Origin of the sequence: Prevotella sp. Sow4_E9_plate (assembly GCF_052116205.1) — a bacterium.
Classification (GTDB): Bacteria; Bacteroidota; Bacteroidia; order Bacteroidales; family Bacteroidaceae; genus Prevotella.
In genome coordinates this window covers 1-4,099 of record NZ_JBQKLN010000091.1, presented here as the reverse complement: position 1 = coordinate 4,099, position 4,099 = coordinate 1, and the positions used below count along the sequence as shown (strand labels likewise).

The following is a 4,099-nucleotide window of genomic DNA, read 5'->3' as shown; positions in this document are numbered from 1 at the left end:
AATTATGTAACTTTGCAGCCGAAAAGGCTTCCCTGCTGGGGGCATGCCCCCAGCAGGGAGTGGGAATGAAAGTTAAGAACAAGCCTTGACACAGTTTAAATTACACCCCCTCTGGCTTGGATTTCTCGTTAAATAAAAACTAACTATGCCGACTAACTAATAACTAATCATTAATAATTAATTACCAATCATTAATTACTAATCACTAATCATTAATCACTAACAAGATGTCTTCCACTATCTGCTCATCGAGCAGGCGATTATCCGAAAGCAACTGCTGCACATCATATCTATCGTAGAGACCCTTTCTGATGCCGCCCACCATTACCTTCATTTCTGAAGTGCCATAGTAAGAGGCGATGCGCTCTCCGAAGCCGCCATCCTTCGAGCCATCTTCCAGGGTTACCACCAACTGATGGTTTGCCTTCAGGCTATCCAGCGTCTCGGCATCCACCTCATTCAGATAACGGGGATTGATGAGCGTAGCATCGATACCCTTATCAGCCAACAGGCGGACTACATTCTCGCCCTTCTGATAGAACGAACCGGCGGCGATGACTGCCACCTTCTCGCCCTGGTGCATCACCTTGTACTTTGCCTCGTAACCATATTCAGCATCAACGGCTTCGGACGTATGAACCACGCCATTGCTTGGCACGCGGATGGCGATAGGTTTCTTATCCTGCAGAATGCTCCAGCGGAGCATGGCGAAATACTCCTCGCAGGTGGTTGGAGCCAGATAGATGAGTCCCGGAATGCTGCAGAGCATCGGAATATCGAAAAGGCAGATGTGGGTGATGTCGTTCATCGAGTTTACTCCGCCTCCTACCACGTTGATTACGGCTGGGTTGGAATTGATGCAGAGGTCTTGCGCTATCTGGTCGTAGGTACGTTGGATGAAGGTGCTGTAAACGGTCCATACCGGATGCAATCCGCCCTTCGCCATTCCCGAAATCATCGCTACTGCCTGCTCTTCGGCGATTCCCATATCGATGTGCTGCTTGCCAGCCAGTTGGCGCTTATCGGCAGTAAAGCCACCTGCGGTAGGAGTACCGGCGGTTACGGCGATGAGGGTCTTATCCTGCTTCATCTCGCTGAGCATCCAGTCAGAGAATAATGTACCGTAATCCTCTGTTGGAGCAACCTCCGGGAGGGTTCCATCGGCATTCCTTCTTGGTCGCGAACCGTCTTCCAGATTGAAAGGCATTCCCCAATGCCAAGCCTCCTTGTTAGCTACGGCTGGCGCAAATCCATGACCTTTTTCTGTGTGAATGTGAACCACGGTAGGCTTATCCGTATCCTTCACGCTCTCGAAAACCTGGATGAGTTTTTCGATGTCGTTACCCTCTTCCAGATACTTGTATTCAAAGCCCCACGCCTTGAACCAGTTGTGCTCGCAGGTGCCGTTGCTCTCGCGCAAGGCACGCAGGTTCTTATAGATTCCGCCATGATTTTCGGCGATAGACATTTCGTTGTCGTTCACCACGATGATGATGCCCGTACCGAGTTCCGAAGCCTCGTCCAGTCCCTCGAAAGCCTCACCGCCCGAAAGGGATCCGTCGCCGATAATGGCGATGATGTTCTCATCGGTACCCTTGATGTCGCGCGCCTTCTGCAAACCGGTGGCAAGACTCACGGAAGTGGAAGTATGCCCCACCTCGAAGTTATCATACTCCGGACATTCGGCAGGAGAAGAATAGCCCGAAATGGCATTCATGTCATCCACATCGCCGAGGAATCCCGCAGCTCGTCCGGTGAGCACCTTATGCGGATAACATTGGTGGCTTACGTCAAACACGAGCTTATCCTTTGGCGCATTAAAAACGTAGTGAAGCGCCACGGTAGCCTCCACGAATCCCAGGTTCGGTCCCACATGACCGCCATGTTTGCTCACACGGTTCAGCACAGCCTGTCTGGTTTCATCAGCCACCACCAGCAGTTCCTTCAAATCCAGCTTCTTCAAGTCGGCTGGCGACTTTATTTTCTCTATATACATTTTCTTATAGTTTTAATTATGATTTCTGGTTGCAAAGATACGAAGAATCCTGGAAACACGCATTACCCCAACTACAGAAAAAATGAAAGATTCTCCCTATTCCTTCAAATGCTTCTACTTTTTCATCCCCCAGCCCCATTTTTTCCTTCCAAATCGCTTTCATTTCAAAAACTTTTCGTAACTTTGCCACAAAGAATAAAAATGCAAAGACTATGGCAGAAAGAATTTATCCTGTGGGAATACAGACATTCAGCGATATCATCAATAGAGGATGCGTGTACGTGGATAAAACAGACTTGATATACAAGTTGACCAAGAAGTACAAGTATGTATTTCTCAGTCGTCCCCGTCGGTTCGGAAAATCCTTGCTGAGCACAACCCTCCATTCCTATTTCGCTGGCGAGAAAGACCTGTTCAAGGGGCTTGCCATCGAAGGTTTGGAAAAGGACTGGACAGAATACCCTGTCCTGCACTTCGACATGTCCACATTCAAGAATTGCAATCTCAAAGATTTGCAATCCAAATTCAATTACAAACTTTCCGAATATGAAAGTATCTGGGGAAAGAATCCAGAAAGTGAAACTCCCGGAGACAGATTCAAGAACCTGATTATTTCGGCAAAAGAGCAAACAGGCAAGCCGGTCATCATTATCATAGACGAATATGATGCGCCGCTTCTTGATGTGCTCCATAATGAGGACAGGCTAGCTGAAATCAGAACCGTCATACAGGAATTTTATGCCCCAATCAAGGCTAATGATGAATACATCAGATTCACCTTCATCACGGGAATCACCAAGTTCTCGCAGCTCAGCATCTTCAGCGCAATCAACAACCTGAGCAATATCTCCATGGACCCAGAGTTTGCTGCCATCTGCGGCATTACCAAGGAGGAGCTCACCACCACCCTGAGTCAGGACATCGAACTGATGGCGGAGCACAATGGGGTGAGCAAGGAAGAGATGGCACGGATGCTTCAGGAGAATTACGACGGCTATCATTTCACAAGAAACAGCCCAGACATCTTCAATCCGTTCAGTCTGATGCGAGCCTTGGCGTCGGGCGAGATAGAGGACTACTGGTTTGCATCGGGCACTTCTACCTATCTCATCAATCAGATGCAGAAATTCAAGACTAACGTGACGGAGCTGGATAATGTCTTCGCCTTCTCGTCTTCCTTCGACCGTCCTACGGAGAAGATGACGGATGCCCTGCCATTGCTCTATCAGGGCGGCTACCTTACCATCAAGGACTACGACCCTCTCACCAAAGGCTACTTTCTCGGCATTCCCAACAAGGAAGTAAGGGCCGGACTGATGGAAAACCTGCTGCCGCTCTACACGAATCTGAGCGACGGCACATCGCTGGGGTTTGCGGCAAGATTCTATCAGGCATTGGTGTATGGAAACATCGACAAGGCGATGACGCTGATGAAATCCTACTTCGCTTCCATTCCTTATCCAGAAGGCGGGAAAGATGTATTGGCAGACATGCAGAAAAACGAGTATTATTATGAAACCGTATTCTACATCATGCTTTCGATGATGAACATAGCCGTTCTCACGCAGGTGAAGAGTTGCAGGGGCAGGGCCGATGCCGTGATGTTCTCGCCCCACACCATCTTCGTCTTCGAGATAAAGATCAACAAGCCTGCTAAGGAAGCCCTCGCCCAGATAGACGAAAAAGGCTACATGGTTCCTTTCGAGGCTGATGAAAGAAAGCTCGTAAAGATTGGCATCAGCTTCAGCACAGAGACAAGGACTATTGAGGATTGGGAATACAGGATTCTGGATAAAACTTAAACAAAACCAACACTTAAGAAAGCGTATTCTGTCGAAGAAAAAAGAAAAGAACACGGAAACGCCTATCTCCCTTGGGAAAAAGAAGCAGATGATATTTTGATAAAATTTTATAATGAAGGAAAAAAGATAAAGGAAATAGCAGAAATCATAGAGCGTTCGAGAGGAGCGATTTACTCTAGACTTAAAAAGCTAGGGGGTGTAATTTAAACTGTGTCAAGGCTTGTTCTTAACTTTCATTCCCACTCCCTGCTGGGGGCATGCCCCCAGCAGGGAAGCCTTTTCGGCTGCAAAGTTACATAAT

2 protein-coding genes are annotated in these 4,099 nt (G+C 47.9%); one reads left to right on the top strand and one right to left on the bottom strand.

Annotation, left to right across the window (positions count from 1 at the left end; genetic code table 11):
- Nucleotides 1-205: 205 nt before the first annotated feature.
- Entirely contained in the window at nucleotides 206-1,996 is a 1,791-nt protein-coding gene (locus ACTQ53_RS17195) for a 1-deoxy-D-xylulose-5-phosphate synthase (protein ID WP_441934510.1), read from the bottom strand.
- 212 nt (nucleotides 1,997-2,208) lie between these two features.
- On the opposite strand from ACTQ53_RS17195, the gene ACTQ53_RS17190 reads away from it, so the two are divergent.
- Nucleotides 2,209-3,798, top strand: a complete 1,590-nt coding sequence (locus tag ACTQ53_RS17190; RefSeq protein WP_441934508.1) for an AAA family ATPase — start codon at nucleotides 2,209-2,211, stop codon at nucleotides 3,796-3,798.
- The last annotated feature ends 301 nt before the right edge of the window (nucleotides 3,799-4,099 follow it).

What these genes read in the sequence shown, in the direction of transcription:
- ACTQ53_RS17190 (WP_441934508.1), top strand. Translation starts at nt 2,209, where the DNA reads ATGGCAGAAAGAATTTATCCTGTGGGAATACAGACATTCAGCGATATC.
- ACTQ53_RS17195 (WP_441934510.1), bottom strand. Translation starts at nt 1,996, where the DNA reads ATGTATATAGAGAAAATAAAGTCGCCAGCCGACTTGAAGAAGCTGGAT.